At 70.3% G+C, this 19,649-nt stretch carries 17 protein-coding genes and 1 pseudogene; 13 read left to right on the forward strand and 5 right to left on the reverse strand.

Annotated features, from left to right (window positions below; genetic code table 11):
• The first annotated feature begins 159 nt into the window (after positions 1-159).
• The 6 genes from M2163_RS27930 to M2163_RS27955 all read left to right on the forward strand — a co-directional run bounded on the left by M2163_RS27930 (position 160) and on the right by M2163_RS27955 (position 5,666).
• Entirely contained in the window at positions 160-984 is an 825-nt protein-coding gene (locus M2163_RS27930; RefSeq protein WP_280854128.1) for a helix-turn-helix transcriptional regulator, read from the forward strand.
• 112 nt (positions 985-1,096) lie between these two features.
• Positions 1,097-2,557 carry an aldehyde dehydrogenase family protein gene (locus tag M2163_RS27935; RefSeq protein WP_280895360.1) on the forward strand — a complete coding sequence of 487 codons (1,461 nt, stop codon included), beginning with the start codon at positions 1,097-1,099 and terminating at the stop codon, positions 2,555-2,557.
• 112 nt (positions 2,558-2,669) lie between these two features.
• Positions 2,670-3,206: a DinB family protein gene (locus tag M2163_RS27940; RefSeq protein ID WP_280895361.1), complete on the forward strand. Its 537-nt coding sequence runs from the start codon at positions 2,670-2,672 to the stop codon at positions 3,204-3,206.
• A 21-nt stretch (positions 3,207-3,227) separates the two neighbouring features.
• Complete coding sequence (locus M2163_RS27945) at positions 3,228-3,869, forward strand: PadR family transcriptional regulator (RefSeq protein ID WP_280850116.1); 642 nt, start codon at positions 3,228-3,230, stop codon at positions 3,867-3,869.
• 85 nt (positions 3,870-3,954) lie between these two features.
• On the forward strand, positions 3,955-4,908 hold the full coding sequence (locus tag M2163_RS27950; protein WP_280895362.1) for an ATP-binding cassette domain-containing protein: 954 nt from the start codon (positions 3,955-3,957) through the stop codon (positions 4,906-4,908).
• Positions 4,905-5,666 carry an ABC transporter permease gene (locus tag M2163_RS27955; protein ID WP_280895363.1) on the forward strand — a complete coding sequence of 254 codons (762 nt, stop codon included), beginning with the start codon at positions 4,905-4,907 and terminating at the stop codon, positions 5,664-5,666. Before M2163_RS27950 ends, M2163_RS27955 begins: the two co-directional genes overlap by 4 nt.
• 449 nt (positions 5,667-6,115) lie before the next feature.
• On the opposite strand, the gene M2163_RS27960 is transcribed toward M2163_RS27955, so the two are convergent.
• Together M2163_RS27960 and M2163_RS27965 are read right to left on the reverse strand one after the other, a co-directional pair.
• Positions 6,116-7,522, reverse strand: a complete 1,407-nt coding sequence (locus M2163_RS27960) for a glutamate decarboxylase (RefSeq protein ID WP_280850113.1) — start codon at positions 7,520-7,522, stop codon at positions 6,116-6,118.
• Positions 7,523-7,608: 86 nt separating this feature from the next.
• A pseudogene (locus tag M2163_RS27965) lies at positions 7,609-7,878 on the reverse strand (ion channel protein); the annotation flags it as partial.
• A 232-nt stretch (positions 7,879-8,110) separates the two neighbouring features.
• On the opposite strand from M2163_RS27965, the gene M2163_RS27970 reads away from it, so the two are divergent.
• A complete protein-coding gene (locus M2163_RS27970) occupies positions 8,111-8,881 on the forward strand; it encodes a MerR family transcriptional regulator (protein WP_280850112.1) in 771 nt (256 codons plus the stop codon).
• Between the two features lie 7 nt (positions 8,882-8,888).
• On the opposite strand, the gene M2163_RS27975 is transcribed toward M2163_RS27970, so the two are convergent.
• Positions 8,889-9,254 (reverse strand): YbjQ family protein, encoded by a 366-nt coding sequence (locus M2163_RS27975; RefSeq protein WP_280850111.1) that lies wholly within the window; start codon positions 9,252-9,254, stop codon positions 8,889-8,891.
• A gap of 133 nt (positions 9,255-9,387) precedes the next feature.
• Between M2163_RS27975 and M2163_RS27980 the strand changes: the two genes are divergently transcribed.
• Positions 9,388-10,281, forward strand: a complete 894-nt coding sequence (locus tag M2163_RS27980) for a VTT domain-containing protein (RefSeq protein ID WP_280895364.1) — start codon at positions 9,388-9,390, stop codon at positions 10,279-10,281.
• Between the two features lie 18 nt (positions 10,282-10,299).
• Here M2163_RS27980 and M2163_RS27985 read toward each other — a convergent pair whose 3' ends face one another.
• Both M2163_RS27985 and M2163_RS27990 read right to left on the reverse strand, forming a co-directional pair.
• Positions 10,300-11,967 carry a threonine/serine exporter family protein gene (locus M2163_RS27985; protein WP_280895365.1) on the reverse strand — a complete coding sequence of 556 codons (1,668 nt, stop codon included), beginning with the start codon at positions 11,965-11,967 and terminating at the stop codon, positions 10,300-10,302.
• A 101-nt stretch (positions 11,968-12,068) separates the two neighbouring features.
• On the reverse strand, positions 12,069-12,560 hold the full coding sequence (locus tag M2163_RS27990; RefSeq protein WP_007383738.1) for an inorganic diphosphatase: 492 nt from the start codon (positions 12,558-12,560) through the stop codon (positions 12,069-12,071).
• Between the two features lie 79 nt (positions 12,561-12,639).
• Here M2163_RS27990 and dacB point away from each other — a divergent pair, with 79 nt between their 5' ends.
• The 5 genes from dacB to ftsH all read left to right on the forward strand — a co-directional run bounded on the left by dacB (position 12,640) and on the right by ftsH (position 19,531).
• A complete protein-coding gene (gene dacB / locus M2163_RS27995) occupies positions 12,640-14,277 on the forward strand; it encodes a D-alanyl-D-alanine carboxypeptidase/D-alanyl-D-alanine-endopeptidase (RefSeq protein WP_280895366.1) in 1,638 nt (545 codons plus the stop codon).
• A gap of 66 nt (positions 14,278-14,343) precedes the next feature.
• A complete protein-coding gene (locus tag M2163_RS28000) occupies positions 14,344-15,480 on the forward strand; it encodes a zinc-dependent metalloprotease (RefSeq protein ID WP_280850107.1) in 1,137 nt (378 codons plus the stop codon).
• Between the two features lie 194 nt (positions 15,481-15,674).
• Complete coding sequence (gene tilS, locus M2163_RS28005; RefSeq protein WP_280895367.1) at positions 15,675-16,700, forward strand: tRNA lysidine(34) synthetase TilS; 1,026 nt, start codon at positions 15,675-15,677, stop codon at positions 16,698-16,700.
• Positions 16,701-16,752: 52 nt separating this feature from the next.
• Complete coding sequence (hpt, locus tag M2163_RS28010; RefSeq protein ID WP_020122574.1) at positions 16,753-17,313, forward strand: hypoxanthine phosphoribosyltransferase; 561 nt, start codon at positions 16,753-16,755, stop codon at positions 17,311-17,313.
• 184 nt (positions 17,314-17,497) lie between these two features.
• Positions 17,498-19,531 carry an ATP-dependent zinc metalloprotease FtsH gene (gene ftsH, locus M2163_RS28015; RefSeq protein ID WP_280850105.1) on the forward strand — a complete coding sequence of 678 codons (2,034 nt, stop codon included), beginning with the start codon at positions 17,498-17,500 and terminating at the stop codon, positions 19,529-19,531.
• Positions 19,532-19,649: the final 118 nt, after the last annotated feature.

Below are 19,649 nucleotides of genomic sequence, written 5' to 3' on the forward strand. Positions count from 1 at the left end.
TAGCCCGTCTCGGCCCTGTGCAGAAACTTCAGCTTCTTTCCATATCTGTAATCGGACGAGTACTGCTCGAAGTGTTTTAGTGGCAGACTTCGGCCCCTGAAGACGTTGGGGAGGCTGGCGAACGTGAGCGCGGGAGAGCCCGGATCGGTGGTGCGGCGGATGCTGCTCGGCTCGCAACTCAGGCGACTGCGTGAGGCACGGGGCATCACGCGCGAGGCGGCGGGCTACTCGATCCGCGCGTCCGAGTCGAAGATCAGCCGGATGGAGTTGGGCCGGGTGAGCTTCAAGACGCGTGATGTGGAAGACCTGTTGACGCTGTACGGCATCACGGACGAGCAGGAGCGGGCCTCGCTCCTCTCCCTCGCCCGCGAGGCCAACGTCGCGGGGTGGTGGCACAGTTACTCCGACGTCCTGCCGAGCTGGTTCCCCACCTATGTGGGCCTGGAGGGCGCGGCCTCCCTCATCCGCGTCTACGAGGTCCAGTTCATCCACGGCCTGTTGCAGACCGAGGCGTATGCACGTGCAGTGGTGCGGCGCGGCATGAAGGGCGCGAGCGAGGCGGACGTCGAGAAGCGGGTGGCGCTGCGTCTGGAGCGGCAGAAGTACCTGGCCGACGACAACGGGCCCGAGTTCCACGTGGTGCTCGACGAGGCGTCCCTGCGCCGCCCGTACGGCGACCGCCAGGTGATGCGCGGACAGCTCCAGCACCTGATCGACGTCTCCGAACGCCCCAACGTACGGCTCCAGGTCATGCCGTTCGGCTTCGGCGGCCACTCCGGGGAGAGCGGCGCCTTCACGATCCTCAGCTTCACCGAGTCCGACCTCACCGACGTCGTCTACCTGGAGCAGCTCACCAGCGCGCTCTACCTGGACAAGCGCGAGGACGTGACGCAGTACGAGAAGGCGATGAAGGAGCTCCAGCAGGACAGCCCGGGCCCGGACGAGAGCCGGGATCTGCTGCGAGGTCTCCTCCAACTCTCCTAGGGTTCTCCCCATAAGATTGCTCAGCGTGCCCAACTGGCGTGCCGCGCAAGTACGATGACGTGTGATCAGACCGTGACGTTGATCGTGTGTCTGCTAGTGATTTGGGGATCACATGTCGTCGTACTTCACCGACCTGGCCCAGCAGTACATCGACGGTGAGTGGCGCCCGGGTACCGGTTCCTGGGACATCATCGACTTCAACCCGTACGACAACGAGAAGTTGGCGTCGATCACCATAGCCACGGTCGAAGAGGTCGACGACGCCTACCGGGCCGCCGCCCGTGCGCAGAAGAAGTGGGCCGGGACCAACCCCTACGCCCGTCGCTCGGTGTTCGAGAAGGCGCTCAGGCTGATCGAGGAGCGTGAGGGGGAGATCGCCGAGGCGATCATCGCGGAGCTCGGCGGCACCCGCCTCAAGGCCGCCTTCGAGCTGCACCTCGCCAAGGAGTTCCTGCGCGAGGCGGTCAACCTGGCGCTGCGCCCCGAGGGCAGGATCATCCCCTCTCCGGTGGACGGCAAGGAGAACCGCGTCTATCGCGTGCCGGTCGGTGTCGTGGGCGTGATCAGCCCCTTCAACTTCCCCTTCCTGCTGTCCATCAAGTCGGTCGCCCCCGCGCTCGCCCTCGGCAACGCCGTGGTCCTCAAGCCGCACCAGAACACGCCGATCGTCGGCGGCTCCCTGGTCGCGAAGATCTTCGAGGACGCGGGGCTGCCGGCCGGTCTGCTCAACGTCGTCATCACCGACATCGCCGAGATCGGCGACGCCTTCCTGGAGCACCCGGTCCCGAAGGTCATCTCCTTCACCGGCTCCGACAAGGTCGGCCGCCACGTGGCCACCGTCTGCGCCGCCCACTTCAAGCGCTCGGTCCTCGAACTGGGCGGCAACAGCGCCCTGGTGGTCCTGGACGACGCCGACATCGACTACGCGGTCGACGCGGCCGTCTTCAGCCGGTACGTCCACCAGGGCCAGGTCTGCATGGCGGCCAACCGCGTCCTGGTCGACCGTACGGTCGCCGAGGAGTTCACCGAGAAGTTCGTCGCCAAGGTGAAGAGCCTGCGGACCGGCGACCCGCGCGACCCCGACACCGTCATCGGCCCGGTCATCAACTCCTCGCAGGCGGAGGCCGTTTCGAGCGCCGTCGAGCAGGCGATCGCCGACGGTGCGACCGCGCTGGTCCATGGCTCCGTGACGGACAACCTGGTCGAGCCCTCCGTCCTCACGGACCTCCCCGCGCGCTCGCCCCTCCTCAAGCAGGAGCTCTTCGGCCCGGTCGCCCTTCTCGTCACCTTCGACGGCGAGGAGGAGGCCGTCCGCCTGGTCAACGACACGCCCTACGGCCTCAGCGGCGCCGTCCACACCGCGGACATCGAGCGCGGTGTCGCCTTCGCCAAGCAGATCGACACCGGCATGTTGCACGTCAACGACGGCACCGTCCACGACGAGCCGATCGTCCCCTTCGGCGGCGAGAAGCACTCCGGCATCGGCCGCCTGAACGGCGACACCATGCTGGACTCCTTCACCACCACCAAGTGGATCTCGGTCCAGCACGGCCGGAGCCGCTTCCCGTTCTGATCCCGCACACGACGGCCACCACGGGCCCTTCAGGACCGAACCTGTCCTGAAGGGCCCGTAGTTTCGTCGGTGCCGGGGGGAAGGCCCCCGAGCCCGACGAAAGGCTGCTGTCATGGTCACTCACGTTCCCGCCGAGGAGCACGGCGACGAGCGCGGAGCGCTTCTGTCCTTCCTGGAGGAGCAGCGCGGCGGGATCCGCCGGGCAGTGCTCGGGCTGACCGACGAGCAGGCCTGCGCGAAGCCGAGCGCGAGCGAGCTGTCCCTGGCCGGCCTGGTCAAGCACGTGGCCGAGACCGAGCAGGGCTGGATCGCGCGGGCCAGGGGTGCGGAACCGACCGTGCGGCGGGACGAGTCGAACTGGCACGAGTGCTTCGCCCTGGTCGGCGCCGAGACCGTGGCGTCGCAGCTGGCGTACTGGGAGGAGGTGGCCGCCGGGACGGAGGCGTTCGCCCGCTCCGTGCCGAGCCTCGACGACACCTTCCCGCTCCCGGACCAGCCCTGGTTCCCGCCCGGTGGCCGCGTCTCCGTGCGCTGGGTGCTGCTGCACCTGATCCGCGAGACGGCCCGGCACGCCGGCCACGCCGACATCATCCGCGAGTCCCTGGACGGGAAGACCGCGTTCGAGCTGGTGGCACTCGCCGCGCGGTGAGGAAGCCATAACCTGGACCGCATGTCAACGATCCGTCTCCTCGTGCTCGGCGCGGTGCGCCAGCACGGGCGGGCCCACGGCTACCAGGTGCGGAGCGACCTGGAGTACTGGGGCGCGCACGAGTGGTCCAACGCCAAGCCCGGCTCGATCTACCACGCCCTGAAGCAGATGGCGAAGCAGGGGCTGCTGCACGCGCACGAGATCGCGCCCTCCACGGTCGGCGGCCCGCCGCGCACCGAGTACGAGATCACCGACAAGGGCACCGAGGAGTTCCTGCGGCTGGTGCGGGAGGCGCTGACCTCCTACGACCAGAAGACGGACATCAAGTCCGCGGCCATCGGGTTCATGGTCGACCTGCCGCGGGCGGAGGCGGTGGCGCTGCTCAAGGAGCGCGTCCGGCGCATCGAGGAGTGGCGCTCGGCCGTCACCGAGCACTACGTGCCCGAGGACGGTCCGCAGCAGCTCGGGCACATCGGCGAGATCATGAACCTCTGGATCCACACGGCCGACGCGGAGGCGGAGTGGACCCTCGGGCTCATCGCCCGTATCGAGGACGGGGCGTACACCTTCGCGGGGGAGGGCGACCCGTTCGTCGGCGTCCTCGCCGAGGGCCAGGAGAACCCGTACGCGACCGGGGAGCCGCATCCCGGGGACGCTGATTAATCAAGTTTGACGAGTGCGATCGGTGGCATTACTTTGGAGGTGTAGTCAAGTTTGACTACACCTTGATCCCTGGGGAGGGTGCCCGATGACCGACGTGATCGTCGCGGAAGGCCTGCGGAAGCGGTACGGCGACAAGGCCGCCCTGGACGGGCTCGACCTGAGGGTCGCGCGCGGCAGCGTCCACGGCGTCCTCGGCCCCAACGGCGCGGGCAAGACCACCCTGGTCCGTGTCCTGTCCACCCTGCTGCGCCCGGACGAGGGCCGCGCCGAGGTGGCGGGCCACGACGTGGAGCGAGCCGCCTATGACGTACGGCTGCGCATCGGCCTGCTCGGCCAGCACGCGGCGCTCGACGAGGAGCTCGGCGGCCGCCAGAACCTGGAGATGTTCGCCCGCCTGTACCACCTGGGCGCCCGCCACGCGCGCGTGCGTGCGGACGAGCTCCTGGAGCGCTTCGGCCTCGCCGACACCGGACGCAAGCCGGTCCGCGCCTACAGCGGCGGCATGCGGCGCCGCCTGGACCTCGCCGCCTCCCTGGTCCGCGACCCGGAGGTGCTGTTCCTGGACGAACCCACGACCGGCCTCGACCCGCGCGGCCGCGCCGAGGTCTGGGCCGCGGTCCGCTCCCTGGTCGGCGGCGGTACGACGGTCCTGCTGACCACGCAGTACCTGGAGGAGGCCGACCAGCTCGCCGACCGGATCTCCCTGGTCGACCGGGGCCGGGTCGTCGCCGACGGCACGCCGGACGAGCTGAAGGCACGCACCGGGGGCGACCGCATCGACGTGGTCCTGCGGGACGCGGGCCAACTGGGCGCGGCGCTCGCCCTGTTGCCGGTGCCCGCCGAGGGCGTCCGGGTGGACGCCGACCGCCGGCTGCTCAGCGCTCCGGTCACCGACCGGATGGCGGCGCTCGCCGAGGTCGTACGGGCCCTGGGGGCGGCCGGGATCGAGGCGGAGGACGTGGCCCTGCGCCGGCCCACGCTGGACGAGGTGTTCCTGCACCTCACCGGTGACGAGAACCGAGTGAAGGAGACCGTGTGAGCACGTACGCGCTGACCGATTCCTGGACCATGACCCGGCGCGAACTCGCCCACTGGGCACGGCAGCCGGTGCGGGTCCTGGTCGGGCTCGTCTTCCCCGTGATGCTGCTGCTGATGTTCGGCTACCTCGTCGGCGGCGGCCGCGGTGTCGACGGGGACTACGTCGACTACCTGGTTCCGGGGATGCTCGCGCTGACCATGGCGTTCGGGCTGGAGTCGACCATGATTGCCGTCACGCAGGATCTCAACAAGGGGGTGATCGACCGCTTCCGGTCCATGCCGATGGCCAACGGGGCCGTCCTGGTGGGACGTTCGGCCGCCGACATGCTCCAGTCCGTGCTGAGCCTGGCGGCGATGACCGGTGTCGGGTACGCGATCGGCTGGCGGGCCCAGGGGGGTCCCACCGGACTCCTGGCCGCGGTGGGCCTGCTGCTCCTGTTCCGCTTCGCCATGCTCTGGATCGGCATCCATCTGGCGATGATCGCGGGGAAGCCGGAGATGGTGCAGGCCGTGCAGATCCTGGTCTGGCCGGTCGGCTTCCTGTCCAACGCGTTCGCGACCCCCGACTCCATGCCCGGCTGGCTGGGCACGGTCGTCGACTGGAACCCCATGTCCCAGACGGCGACGGCGGTCCGCGACCAACTGGGCGGCCCCGGCGGCGAACCGGGCCACGTCTGGGCGGCGGTGGCATGGCCGCTGGCCCTGCTGGCGGTCTTCTTCCCCCTGGCGGTTCGAAGGTTCACCCGCCTGAGCCGCTAGAACGGCTGCCTTTCGCAGAGGCGAGAGGCGCCCCTCCCACCCCGCCTGGACGGCAGGGGCCTCGTGGCTCGGCGGGCGTCGGAGGGGGAGGTGGACCGGCCCGCCCGTCGTCCGACCCGCGGGTGGGGATGCGGTGACCGGTCGGGTGTGCACGGCCGGACGGCGCCCGGAGCATCCCCGGCGAGGTGGACATGCGTGCCGCCACACGGTCGGCAGGGGCATGTGGCTCGGCGGGCGTCGGCGGCACCCGGGTCGGCCCGTCCGTCGTCCACCCCGACTGCTGCCGGTCCGCCCGATCGGGTGCGGGTGCCAGGGCCGGGCGGTGATGGGGGGCACACGGCGCCCGGAGCATCCCCGGCGCGCGGCCGACCCGCGTGACGCCACACGGTCGGCCGGGCCGCGGCCACGTGGGCCGGCGCCTTCCTCCGGCCCGTGCCCCCCATCCCGTCCTAGTGGTGGAAGCCGGTCGCCGCCCCCCTGTCGCGGGTGAACGGGTGCGGCTGGCGGCGCAGTTCGGGCAGCAGGCGTTCCAGGTCCTCCACGAAGAGGTCGGCCAGGTCGGTCGAGAAGCCGTTGCGGCAGACCACCCTCAGGACCGAGAGGTCCTCGCGGTTCGGCGGGAAGGTGTACGCCGGCACCAGCCAGCCCCGCTCCCGCAGCCGTCGGGACACGTCGAAGACGTCGTACGCCGTGACGTCCGGGGCCGTCGTGAACGCGAACACCGGGAGTTCGTCGCCGCGGGTCAGCAGCCGGAAGTCGCCGAGCGCCTCCACGCGGTCCGCGACGAGCCGGGCCACGTCCCGCGTGGACTGCTGCACGGCCCGGTAACCCTCGCGGCCCAGCCGCAGGAAGGTGTAGTACTGCGCGACGACCTGCGCCCCGGGGCGGGAGAAGTTCAGCGCGAAGGTCGGCATGTCGCCGCCCAGGTAGTTCACACGGAACACCAGCTCCTCGGGCAGCGACTCCTTGTCCCGCCACAGCGCCCAGCCGACACCGGGGTACACGAGCCCGTACTTGTGCCCTGAGGTGTTGATCGAGGCCACCCTCGGCAGCCGGAAGTCCCACACCAGGTCCTCGTCGAGGAAGGGCGCCACCATGGCCCCCGACGCCCCGTCGACGTGCACCGGGATGTCCAGGCCGCTGCGCTCCTGGAGGGCGTCCAGGGCCGAGCAGAGGTCCGCGATCGGCTCGTAGGAGCCGTCGAAGGTGGAGCCGAGGATGCCCACCACCCCGATGGTGTTCTCGTCGCACAGCTCGGCCGCGGCCTGCGGGTCGAGGTGGTAGCGGTCGCCCTCCATGGGCACCAGGCGGGCCTCCACCTCCCAGAAGTTGCAGAACTTCTCCCAGCACACCTGGACGTTGACCCCCATGACCAGGTTGGGCCGCGCACCCGGGTACCGGTCGGCGTTCCGCTGCGCCCAGCGCCGCTTCAGCGCCATGCCCGCGAGCATGCACGCCTCGCTGGACCCCGTCGTCGAACAGCCCACCGCCGCCGAGGGGTCCGGCGCGTTCCACAGGTCGGCGAGCATCGCCACACAGCGCCGCTCCAGCTCGGCGGTGCGCGGGTACTCGTCCTTGTCGATCATGTTCTTGTCCCGGCACTCACTCATCAGGACCCCGGCCTGCGGTTCCATCCAGGTCGTGACGAAGGTGGCGAGGTTCAGCCGGGAGTTGCCGTCGAGCATCAGCTCGTCGTGCACCACCTGGTAGGCGGTCGACGGCGGCAGGGGAGCGGTGGGCAGCCGGTGCCTGGGCGGGGCCTCGGTCATCCCGCCGACCGGATCGGCCTCGCCGTAGAAGGGGTTGACGGACATCGGGCGCTCGTCGGGCTTCTCGGGCCCTTGGTGCAGTGGCATGGGCGTGCCTCCTGAAGGGATCAACGTCGGTCAGCGGACGGGGGTTCCGTCCGCACGCAACTGCATCTGCGGCCGCCCCGTCACCGCCCCGGCACGAGCCCGCCGACCGGCAGCGCCACCACGGGGTGCCGCAGCCGCGCGAACGCGCCATGGACGTACGGGTAGGCCAGCACGGCCGCCATGCCGGGCGGCGCGGCGGCCGAAGCGATCACCAGTACCGCCGGCAGATCGCCCCAGCCGGGCTGACCGAACGCGGGCAGACGCAGGCCGAAGCCGGGACGGGCCGGCAGCGGGGTCGTCGGCGCGCCGGCCGCGGCCGCCGGCAGCGGCCCGAAGACGCTGTGCCACAGCGCGCCCCAGCAGCAGGCTCGCGCCGACCCCGACGACGACGGCGGGGAGGATCAACGGCAGCAGGGCGCGCACCGGAGTCGCCGGGGCGGCGGATGCCTGCTGCGCGGTGTCCTGGGCCACGGGCTCACGATAGGCGGACATAACGGACGGGACATCCGGAGGTGTCCGTGCCTGGCTTGCACCTCACGCGACGTGAGGAGCCACCGTGGAGCGCGTACCGAGAAGGGAGCGGACGAAGTGAGCTACTCCGTGGGACAGGTCGCGGGCTTCGCCGGTGTGACGGTGCGCACACTGCACCACTACGACGACATCGGCCTGCTCGTGCCCGGCGAGCGCAGCCACGCGGGTCACCGGCGCTACGGCGACGAGGACCTCGACCGGCTGCAGCAGATCCTGTTCTACCGCGAGCTCGGCTTCCCGCTCGAGGAGGTCGCCGCGCTGCTGGACGACCCGGACGCGGACCCGCGCGCGCACCTGCGCCGCCAGCACGAGCTGCTGACCGCACGGATCGAGAAGCTCCAGAAGATGGCGGCGGCCGTGGAGCACGCCATGGAGGCACGCACGATGGGCATCGATCTGACACCGGAGGAACGCTTCGAGGTCTTCGGCGACAAGGACCCGGAGCAGTACGCCGAGGAGGTGGAACAGCGCTGGGGCGGCACCGAGGCGTACGCCGAGTCGCAGCGCCGGACCGCGCGCTACACCAAGGACGACTGGAAGCGCATGCAGGCCGAGGCGGCCGACTGGGGCGAGCGCTACGGCGCCCTGATGGCCGCCGGTGACACGCCGGACTCCGCGGCGGCCATGGACATGGCGGAGGAGCACCGGCAGCACATCTGCGGCTGGTTCTACGACTGCCCGTACGAGATGCACCAGTGCCTGGGCGAGATGTACGTGTCGGACGAGCGCTTCAAGGCGTTCTACGACTCCATGCGCCCCGGTCTCGCCGAGCACCTCAGGGACGCCATCAAGGCGAACGCGGCCCGGCACACCGCCCAGGGCTCCTGACCCGGGGCTACTCCCGGGTCAGGACCACCGCCGTGCCGTAGGCGCACACCTCCGTGCCGACGTCCGCCGCCTCGGTCACGTCGAAGCGGAACATCAGCACGGCGTTCGCCCCACGCGCGCGTGCCTGCTCGACGAGGCGTTCCATGGCCTGGTTGCGGGTCTGCACCAGCGTCTTGGTGAGCCCCTTGAGCTCGCCGCCGACCATGGACTTCAGCCCCGCTCCGATCTGGCTGCCGAGGTGCCGGGAGCGCACGGTCAACCCGAAGACCTCACCCAGCACCTCCTGCACCCGGTGGCCGGGTACGTCGTTGGTGGTCACCACGAGCACGTCCGGCCGGGGCCCCTGGCCGCCGCCGTATTCGTCAATACCCATGGCTCACAGCTTTGTCCCGGACGGCGCACAGTGCATCCTGGGGACCCCCATGGAACCTGGGCCACCGCGGCTGCGTTGATACTTGAGGGCAGCCAGTCCCAGCCCGATCCCCACACGCAGGAGCCACAATCCCGTGACCACGCTCGCGCTCGGCCCCGAGTGGCTCAGCCCCGACTACCTGATCGAGACCTTCAGCCTCCCCGGAATCCTGCTGATCGTCTTCGCCGAGTCGGGTCTCTTCGCGTTCCTGCCGGGTGACTCCCTGCTGTTCACGGCGGGTCTCTTCGTGGCCGAGGGGAACTTCATCAGCCAGCCCCTGTGGCTGGTGTGCGCCCTCATCGTGGCGGCCGCCGTCCTCGGCGACCAGGTCGGCTACATGATCGGCAAGTTCTTCGGGCCACGGCTGTTCAGCCGCCCCAACTCCAGGCTCTTCAAGCAGGAGAACCTGGACAAGGCCCACGAGTTCATGGAGAAGTTCGGCCCCAAGGCCATCGTCCTGGCCCGCTTCGTGCCGATCGTGCGGACCTTCGCCCCCATCGTGGCGGGCGCCGGCCGGATGAAGTACCGCACCTTCCTGACGTACAACGTCATCGGCGGCGTGGCCTGGGGCACCGGCGTCACCCTCGCCGGCTACTGGCTCGGCCAGATCGACGTCATCAAGAAGAACGTCGAAGCGATTCTGGTCCTGATCGTCCTGGTCTCGGTGGTCCCGATCATCGTCGAGTACCTGCGCGAGCGCTCCAAGAAGAAGAAGGCCGCGGCGCAGACCCCGCCCCAGCAGCCGTACCAGCCCATGGACGACGCGACGACCCAGCTCCGCCGCATCCCGTCCGACGACGCCCAGCAGCCCCCCCAGCAGCAGCACAACGGCTACGACCAGTACTACGGCCGGCAGCCGCAGCCGCAGCAACAGCAGCCCTACGCCCAGCAGTACCCGCAGGGCTACGGCAACCAGCAGTACGGCCGGCCGGACCAGCAGTACGGGCAGCAGAACCAGCAGAACCCGTACAACAACCAGGGATACTGAGCGCCCCTCGGACGCGGGTCAGAACCCCCGCGTCCTCTTGGCGGCCCGCCGCTTCCCGGCCGAGCCGACCCTCAGGAACAGCCGGGAGATCTCGGACCCCAGGTTCACCCCGATGGCGATGGCCATGGCCAGGGCCGCCGCCTTCGACAGGGACACGAGCCCCTCGTCGACCTGGTTGCCGGCGATCGCCAACAGCCCGAAGTACGTGGCGGAACCCGGCAGCAGGGGCCCGATGGCCGCGGTCGTGTACGGCAGCGCGGAGGCGAACCGGTACCGGGACAGCAACTGCCCGAACAGGCCCACCAGGCCCGCCGCCACGGCCGTGGAGGCGACCGGGGAGAACTCGCCGGTGTAGTGCATCGCCCCGTACACGCACCACGCGACGCCGCCGTTCAGGGTGACGGCCAGCACGGTGGATCGTTCCTGCTGGAGCAGCACCGCGAAGGTCAGCGACAGCAGCATCGAGGCCCCGATCTGCCACAGCGGCCGCGACTGCGTCGACAGCGCCTCGTCGGGATTGAGGTGCGCCCCCAGCTGCACCCCGACGTAGAGCATCACCAGCACGCCCACGACGATGCCCACGAAGAAGTACATGACCTCCAGGAGCCGGGCCGACGCGGTGATGTAGAAGCCGGTCAGGCCGTCCTGGACGCCCGCCACCAGCGCCCGCCCGGGCAGCAGCGCGAACAGCCCACCGGTGATGACCGCGGACGCCTTCACGTCCACATGGGCCAGCGACAGCGCGATCCCTATGGCGGCGGGCGGCATCGCGGCGACAGTGAACTGGTAGAACTCCGGCAGTCCGCGCCCCGCGCACAGCCACGCCAGCCGGTCACCCAGCATCGCGCCCAGCATGGCCGCCACGAACACCAGCAGGTCACCGCCGACCAGCACGGAGGCCGCGCCCGCCAGCAGCCCGCTCGCCGAGGTGAGCACCCAGGTCGGATACGGGTGCCGGTTGCGGCGGATCTCCGCGAGCCGCCGGTAGGCCTCCTCCAGGGAGATGGCCGTCTCGGGGTCGCTGAGGTCGTCCACGAGCTGGAAAACGGCCGCGAGGCGCGTGTAGTCGGTCCCGCGCCGCCGCACCGTCCTGGAGGCCGTCACGGGGTCCTCGACGAGCGAGGGCTGGTACGAGATCGACAGCAGCGTGAAGGTGACGTTCGGCTCGCAGCGGTCCAGGCCGTAGGACCGGCACACGGCGAACATCGCCGCCTCCACGTCCTCGGCCCCCTCCCCGCCCGCCAGCAGCAGCTCGCCGATGCGCAGGGTCAGGTCGAGCACGCGCGGGACGGCCGGACCTGCATCGTCCTCGGACTTCTGCACCGGCTCCGGGGCGGGCCGCTCGGCCACCGGCATCCGCAGCATCGTGCGCATCCGGTCCTGCCAGGGCAGGTCCTTGGTGAGACTGACCACCGGGATGCCGGTCGCCGGCGTGAACGCGGGCGGCGCGTCCTTCGCGCTGTAGGTGCGCGGTGTGCTGAACGCCGACCCCTCCGGCTCCGCCGCCGACGACTGCGGAACCTCCAGTCCCTTCGGCACCGCGAACTCGGACGTGGTCTCCGGCTCACCGCCGACGGTTCTCGGCACGGCGAGCCCGTCGGGAACGGCGAACTCGGACGTGATCTCGGAGTCGTAGCAACTCCTGGCCTCGTCCGACTGCGGCTTGCGGTGCTCCGCCTCCGTCACTCCGTAACGCTCCCTGAACGACACATTCCGTAAGCCTCAGTATGCGCGGGCATGCGAACGGGCCGCACGCGTGCGCGTACGGCCCGTCCGTGACCCGGGGCTCAGTGGCCGCCCTGGTCCTTGAAGCGCTTGTAGGACCGCTCGATCTCGGCCTCGGCGTCCACACGGCCGACCCAGTCGGCGCCCTCGACGGACTTGCCGGGCTCCAGGTCCTTGTAGACCTCGAAGAAGTGCTGGATCTCCAGACGGTCGAACTCGGAGACGTGGTGGATGTCACGCAGGTGCTCCACCCGCGGGTCCGTCGCCGGGACGCACAGCAGCTTGTCGTCGCCGCCGGCCTCGTCCGTCATGCGGAACATGCCGATCGCACGGCACTTGATGAGGCAGCCCGGGAACGTCGGCTCGTCAAGAATGACCAGCGCGTCCAGCGGGTCGCCGTCCTCGCCGAGGGTGTTCTCGACGAAGCCGTAGTCGGTCGGGTAGGCGGTCGAGGTGAAGAGTCGACGGTCCAGGCGGATCCGACCGGTCTCGTGGTCCACCTCGTACTTGTTCCGCGAACCCTTCGGGATCTCGATCGTGACGTCGAACTCCACCGGTGGCTCCTCCATGATCAACACATAGTTCTGGTGGTTAAGTGTCCCTCACGCAGGTGTGTGATCGCGAAAGGGGCTGTTGGTCGTGCCTGAACTGAGGCCTTGGCGGGCCGCGAGACCGCATGCGGTGCGGGTCGCGAACGCCGTACGACCGCGTCTGGCACGCGCCGCGGACGCCGTACGTCCAGGACTGACCCGGGCCACAAGCGCCGTACGGCCGTATCTCGCACGGACCGCCGACGCCGTGAAACCGCAGGTCACACGGCTTGCCGGCGTGAGCAGGCCGAAGACCGTCAAGACCTGGCAGTACACCGCCGGTGCCGCCGGCGCCGGTCTGGCACTGGCCGCCACCGTGGTGACCGCCGCCGGTCCGTGGGACTCCTCGGGTCAGCGTACGGCCGAGCGGGACCGGGCGGTCGCACTGGAGCGACCGGGTGGCACAGATCACGAAGGCGACTCGGGTACGACGGCTGACACGCCGCGCCCCGCCCCGAGCGCCGCGTCCGTGCTCACCGGACTGGGCGCCGGCGCCAACACGGTGAAGTCCGCCCCCACCGGGAAAGCCCTGGCCGCCGTCCTCGGCCCGCTCCTCGGCGACACCGCCCTCGGCGCCCGCCACACGGCGGCCGTCGTGGACGTCGCCAGCGGCAAGCGGCTCTACGGCGCGGGCGCCGCCACCGCGCTGACCCCCGCCTCCACCACGAAGATCGCCACCGCCGTCGCCGCCCTGTCCGCCCTCGGCGCCGACCACCGCCTCACCACGCGCACGGCCCTGGAACCCGACACCAGGGAACTCGTCCTCGTCGGCGGCGGCGACCCCACGCTCACCGCCCGCAAGGACGCCGACAACTGGGCGAGCCTGCGCGAGCTGGCGGCGAAGACCGCCGCGGCCCTCAAGAAGCGCGACCTCACCACCGTCACGCTCTCCTACGACAAGACCCTCTACGCGGGCCCCGAGATCCACCCGATCGGGGTCAACGACAACCTCGCCCCCGTCAGCGCCCTCATGGCGGACGAGGGCCGCACCGACGACTCCGCGAGCGGCCCCGCCGCCCGCGTGAGCGACCCTGCCGCCGACGCGACCCGCACCTTCGCGCGGTTCCTCGCGTCCCACGGCATCAAGACCACCGCCCCCGGCCCCTCCAAGGCCACCGGCCGCGCCGAGGACCTCGCCGAGGTCTCCTCACCGCCCCTGTCCGTCCTGGTCGAACGCATGCTGACCAACAGCGACAACGACATCGCCGAGGCCCTCGCCCGCCGGACCGCGGTGGCGGACAAGAAGCGCGCCGACTTCGAGGGCGGCGGCGACGCCATCCGCGACCAGCTGGACGAACTCGGACTCCCGCTCGCCGGCGCCGACTTCCACGACGGCAGCGGACTCGACCGCGCCGACCGGCTCACCGCGAACCTGCTGACCTCCCTGCTGGTGAAGGCCGGCGACCCGGACCACCCCGACCTGCGCCCCGTCCTCACCGGCCTCCCGGTGGCCGGCTTCACCGGCACCCTGACCAGCCGGTACACCGACGGCGCGGCAGGCGTCGTCCGGGCCAAGACAGGCACCCTGACCGGGGTCAACACCCTGGCCGGGACGGTCGTCGACCAGGACGGCCGACTGCTGGCCTTCGCGTTCCTGACCGCGGACACCACCGACCCGCAGGCCGCCCAGAGCGCGCTGGACCGCACCGCCTCCGCGCTGGCCGCCTGCGGCTGCGGCTGACCCGCCCTCCGCGTTGCCCTCCCGCGCGGCCTGCCCCAAGCGGGAGGGCTCACGTACGGTTGACGCATGACGAGCATCGGTGGTGCTGCTTCTTCTCAGATGGTCGACTGGAACCTCGCGGTGGCGACCGCGACCCGGCTCGTACGGCCGGGCCCGGAGGTGAGCCGCGACGAGGCCCGGGCCGTCGTCGCGGAACTGCGCCGGCACGCCAAGGCCTCCGAGGAACACGTCCGGGGCTTCACCCGCCTGGGCACGGAGGGCGTCCACGACACTCCCGTACTCGTCGTCGACCGCCCCGGCTGGGTCCGGGCCAACGTCGCCGGGTTCCGGGAGCTGCTCAAACCCCTCCTGGAGAAGATGCAGGAGCGGCGCGGCAACACCCCCGGCGGCGCGGTCCTCGGAGCCGTCGGCGGCAAGGTCACCGGCGTCGAACTGGGCATGCTCCTGTCGTTCCTGTCCTCCCGCGTCCTCGGCCAGTACGAGACCTTCGCCCCGGCCACCCGCGAACTCCCGGCCGGCGAGAACGGCGGCGGACGGCTCCTCCTCGTCGCCCCCAACATCGTCCACGTGGAACGCGAACTCGACGTCCAGCCCCACGACTTCCGCCTGTGGGTCTGCCTGCACGAGGAGACGCACCGCACCCAGTTCACGGCCGTGCCCTGGCTGCGCGACCACCTGGAGGGCGAAATCCAGTCGTTCCTGGGGGAGACCGAAGTCGACCCCATGACCGTCCTGGAGCGCATCCGGGAGGCCGCCCAGTCGCTGGCCGGCGGCCGGCCCGAGGGCGAGGAGGACGACAACGGCGGGCGCTCGCTCGTGGAGATCGTGCAGACGCCGGCCCAGCGGGAGATCCTCGGCCGCCTCACCGCCGTGATGTCCCTCCTGGAGGGCCATGCCGACTTCGTCATGGACGGAGTGGGCCCGGCCGTCGTGCCGAGCGTCGCCGAGATCCGCGAGAAGTTCCAGCAGCGGCGGGCCAAGGGCGCCTCCCGCCTGGACATGGCCCTGCGCAAGCTCCTCGGCCTCGACGCCAAACTCCGCCAGTACCGTGACGGCGAGCGCTTCGTACGGGCCGTCGTCGACCAGGTCGGCATGGACGGCTTCAACCGCGTGTGGACCTCCCCCAACACCCTCCCGACCAAGACGGAGATCGCCAAACCGGCGGACTGGGTCGCGCGGGTGCACCGCAAGGCCGAGTCGTGAACCGCGTACGGACGTCGTGAGAGGAATCCGGCCGACGGCAGGCGAACGCCCCTTCAATCACCCGTCCGAGGGACCGTGAGCCATGGGTAGGCGTGCAATGCTCGGGGAACGCCCCGGTTCTGTCACCATCTACACACTCTGAGTGACCGAACCTCGGGGCTCACCCCCCGAAAACTTCATGAAGGGAACCGGACATGGGTCCCCATCCTGCGGTCGCGGCGATACGCCTGGCGGTCCGCCGCGTCCTCCACGACCTCCTCACCGACCACCACACCTCCACCGAGCAGCATCCGCACGAGCGCCCGCCCGCGCCGCTCGTCCTCGTGGCCTGCTCCGGCGGCGCCGACTCCATGGCCCTCGCCTCCGCCCTCGCCTTCGAGGCCCCCAAACTCGGCCTGCGCGCCGGCGGCATCACCGTCGACCACGGCCTCCAGCCCGGCTCCGACCTGCGCGCCGAGGAAGTCGTCCTCAGGCTGCGCGAACTCGGCCTGGACCCCGTCGAGTCCACCGCGGTGACCGTCGGCCGCGAAGGCGGACCCGAGGCCGCCGCGCGCGACGCCCGCTACGCCGCCCTCGACGCCGCGGCCGAACGCCACGGCGCGATCGCCGTCCTGCTCGGCCACACCCGCGACGACCAGGCCGAAACCGTCCTGCTCGGCCTCGCCCGCGGCTCCGGCATCCGCTCCCTGTCCGGCATGGCCGCGGTCTCGGGGGCCGACGGCCGTTACCGGCGCCCCTTCCTGGCACTCGACCGGCAGACCGCCCGCAAGGCCTGCATGGTCCAGTCCCTGCCCGTGTGGGACGACCCGCACAACACCGACCCCGCCTACACGCGCTCCCGGCTGCGCCACGAAGGCCTGCCCGCCCTGGAGAAGGCCCTCGGCAAAGGAGTCGTCGAGGCCCTCGCCCGCACCGCCCAGCTCTCCCGCGACGACGCCGACGCCCTCGACGCCTGGGCCCGCCAGGCCGAGGCCTCCGTACGCGACGCCGCGGGCCTCCTGGAGTGCGCCAAGCTCTACGCGCTGCCGCCCGCCGTACGCCGCCGCATCCTGCGCCAGGCGGCCATCGAGGCCGGTGCCCCGGCCGGCTCGCTGTTCGCCCGGCACATCGAGGAAGTCGACCGGCTGATCACCGGCTGGCGCGGTCAGGGAGCCATCAACCTCCCCGGCAAAGTCGTCGCCCAGCGGCAGGGTGGCAGACTGGTGATTCGGCAAGGCTGAACCCCCGCCCCCTCCGGAGGGCGACGGGTGGCTGGTGGGACGACCGAAAGTGATGCGGGTGGACGCGAAAGACATGGGTGCCGACCTCAAAGAGGTACTCATCACCAAGGAAGAGATCGACGCGAAGCTCGTGGAGCTCGCCGCGAAGATCGACGCGGAGTACGCGGGCAAGGACCTGCTGATCGTCGGCGTCCTCAAGGGCGCGGTGATGGTCATGGCCGACCTCGCCCGGGCGCTGTCCACCCCCGTCACCATGGACTGGATGGCCGTGTCGTCCTACGGCGCGGGCACCCAGTCCTCCGGCGTGGTGCGGATCCTCAAGGACCTCGACACCGACATCAAGGGCCGGCACGTCCTGATCGTCGAGGACATCATCGACTCCGGCCTGACCCTGTCCTGGCTGCTGTCCAACCTCGGCTCGCGCGAGCCGGAGTCGCTCAAGGTGTGCACCCTGCTGCGCAAGCCGGACGCCGCCAAGGTCGCCATCGACGTCGAGTGGGTCGGCTTCGACATCCCCAACGAGTTCGTCGTCGGTTACGGTCTCGACTACGCCGAGAAGTACCGCAACCTCCCGTTCGTCGGTACGCTCGCGCCCCACGTCTACGGCGGCTGAGCCAGATGGCCCCAGCTCCGTAAGACGATCGGGAACCCCAGCCGGTTTCGCGCCGTTGGAGCATGCAGACGGTTCGTGAAGCCCTCCTGTGCGGCTTCGGCCCACAATGCTGGGGTACCGTCAGAAGAACTGTCTTATCAAACTCACTATGGCAGGAGGGACGGGGCGGCACCGCTCCGTATGGATGGACGTGAAGCGATACTTCCGTGGGCCGGTCATGTGGATCGTGCTGGCCGTCCTTGCCGTGGTCGTGTTGATGCAGGTCGTCGGCTCGTCCGGCGGCTACAAGACGGTGGACACCGGCCAGGTCGTCCAGGCGATCAATGACAACAAGGTCGAACAAGCCAAGCTGACCACCGGCGACGAGAACACCATCAAGGTGCAGCTCAAGGACGGCGAAAAGGTCGAGGGCAGCTCGAAGATCCAGGCGAGCTACATCGGCGACCAGGGCGTGACCATCGCCAACACGCTGCAGACCAAATTCCAGGACAAGCAGATCCCCGACGGGTACACCGTCTCGCCGACGAAGCAGAACGCCTTCGTCGGGATCCTGCTCTCCCTGCTCCCCTTCGTCCTCATCGTGGTCGTCTTCCTGTTCCTGATGAATCAGATGCAGGGCGGCGGCTCCCGGGTCATGAACTTCGGGAAGTCCAAGGCGAAGCTCATCACCAAGGACACCCCGAAGACGACGTTCTCGGACGTCGCCGGCTCGGACGAGGCCGTCGAGGAGCTCCAGGAGATCAAGGAGTTCCTCCAGGAACCGGCGAAGTTCCAGGCGGTCGGGGCCAAGATCCCCAAGGGCGTACTGCTGTACGGCCCCCCCGGCACCGGCAAGACCCTGCTCGCGCGCGCCGTCGCGGGCGAGGCCGGCGTGCCGTTCTACTCGATCTCCGGCTCCGACTTCGTCGAGATGTTCGTCGGTGTCGGTGCCTCCCGAGTCCGTGACCTCTTCGAACAGGCCAAGGCGAACGCCCCGGCGATCGTCTTCGTCGACGAGATCGACGCGGTCGGCCGCCACCGCGGCGCCGGCCTCGGCGGCGGTCACGACGAGCGCGAGCAGACGCTGAACCAGCTGCTCGTCGAGATGGACGGCTTCGACGTCAAGGGCGGCGTGATCCTCATCGCCGCGACGAACCGGCCCGACATCCTCGACCCGGCCCTCCTGCGCCCCGGCCGCTTCGACCGCCAGATCGCGGTCGACCGCCCGGACATGCAGGGCCGTCTGGAGATCCTCAAGGTCCACCAGAAGGGCAAGCCGGTCGCTCCCGACGTCGACCTGTCGGCCGTCGCGCGTCGCACGCCGGGCTTCACCGGCGCGGACCTGAGCAACGTCCTCAACGAGGCCGCCCTGCTCACCGCCCGCAGCGACAAGAAGCTGATCGACAACTCCATGCTGGACGAGGCGATCGACCGTGTGGTGGCGGGCCCGCAGAAGCGGACCCGGATCATGTCGGACAAGGAGAAGAAGATCACCGCGTACCACGAGGGCGGACACGCCCTGGTCGCGGCGGCCTCCCCGAACTCCGACCCGGTCCACAAGATCACGATCCTCTCGAGAGGCCGTGCTCTGGGCTACACCATGGTCCTGCCGGACGAGGACAAGTACTCGACCACCCGCAACGAGATGCTCGACCAGCTCGCCTACATGCTGGGCGGTCGCGCCGCCGAGGAACTGGTCTTCCACGACCCGACCACCGGCGCCGCGAACGACATCGAGAAGGCCACGGCGACGGCCCGCGCGATGGTCACCCAGTACGGCATGACCGAGCGCCTCGGCGCCATCAAGTTCGGCGGCGACAACACCGAGCCGTTCCTCGGACGTGAGATGGCTCACCAGCGCGACTACTCGGAAGAGGTCGCCGCGCTGGTCGACGAAGAGGTCAAGAAGCTCATCGAGAACGCGCACAACGAGGCCTGGGAGATCCTGGTCGAGAACCGCGACGTCCTCGACAACCTGGTGCTCCAGCTGCTGGAGAAGGAGACGCTGGGCAAGGAGCAGATCGCCGAGATCTTCGCCCCCATCGTCAAGCGTCCGCCGCGGCCGGCCTGGACCGGTTCCTCCCGGCGTACGCCCTCCACCCGTCCGCCGGTGCTCTCCCCCAAGGAGCTCGCACTGACGAACGGCGCCAACGGCGCGACCCCGGCGATCACCACCGCCAAGGCCACCGCGTCGGAGCAGGCCACGGAGGCCGTGCCCGAGGAGCGCCCCGAGAGCTGACGCTCACCCGTCCCGCCCCGGTGAGCTCACCGGGCCCGGAATGGATGCCGCGCCCCCCAGGTTTTAGCCTGGGGGGCGCGGCGGTTTTCGGCCGTGATGGACTTCCAGGAAGAGGCAG

Origin of the sequence: Streptomyces sp. SAI-135, from assembly GCF_029893805.1 — a bacterium.
Classification (GTDB): Bacteria; Actinomycetota; Actinomycetes; order Streptomycetales; family Streptomycetaceae; genus Streptomyces.